General features: G+C 75.2%; 1 protein-coding gene. It reads right to left on the bottom strand.

Going from position 1 to position 536, the window contains the following annotated elements; translation table 11 throughout:
• Positions 1–198: 198 nt before the first annotated feature.
• Complete coding sequence (locus ADK36_RS47830; RefSeq protein ID WP_199830146.1) at positions 199–357, bottom strand: hypothetical protein; 159 nt, start codon at positions 355–357, stop codon at positions 199–201.
• Positions 358–536 lie beyond the last annotated feature (179 nt).

The raw sequence follows: 536 nt of genomic DNA, 5'->3' as shown, positions 1-536 counted from the left end.
ATCCTTCACGCGAGTGTCGACGACCCTCACGACTCTCGTCACCACCGAAGGTAAACAGGGCCGTCGATGAGACACTCCGCCGGCAGGTCGTCGGCTACGCCCACGGCCGGGGCGGGCGGGAGACCGGCAGTGAGCTCGCCCGCGGCCGACCACGGGCGGCATGGGTGCCGGGCCTGGCCGGGCCCGGCACCCACGGCATCACTCCCCGCGCGCCCCCGCCTGCCGGGTGACCGAGCGCAGCAGGGGGCGGCTCAGGCCGCCGGCCGCGAGAATCCCGCCGACGCCGGCGGCGCAGCACACCGCGAGGACGGTCAGGCCGTGTGCGTCGAACGAGGAGTCGCCGCCGGCCAGCATCATCGAGCCCCCGCACAGCAGCCCGGTCGCGAGAGCGAACGCTGACGCCGACGAGCGGAGCCAACTCCTGGGTGCTGCGCGGCCGTTCGGCGATCAGCCGGAGGGCGCGCAGGCGGGTGTCGTCGGCGAGCGCGCGGAGCATGCCGACGAGCTGCGCGGGAGGAATCCTGGGGCGGGCTTCC

It is taken from the genome of Streptomyces viridochromogenes (assembly GCF_001270495.1).
In the GTDB taxonomy this organism is placed as follows: domain Bacteria; phylum Actinomycetota; class Actinomycetes; order Streptomycetales; family Streptomycetaceae; genus Streptomyces; species Streptomyces viridochromogenes_A.
This window is presented reverse-complemented; position numbering and strand designations above follow the sequence as displayed.

Coding starts and splice junctions, on each gene's coding strand:
- ADK36_RS47830 (WP_199830146.1), bottom strand. CDS start 357: ATGATGCTGGCCGGCGGCGACTCCTCGTTCGACGCACACGGCCTGACC.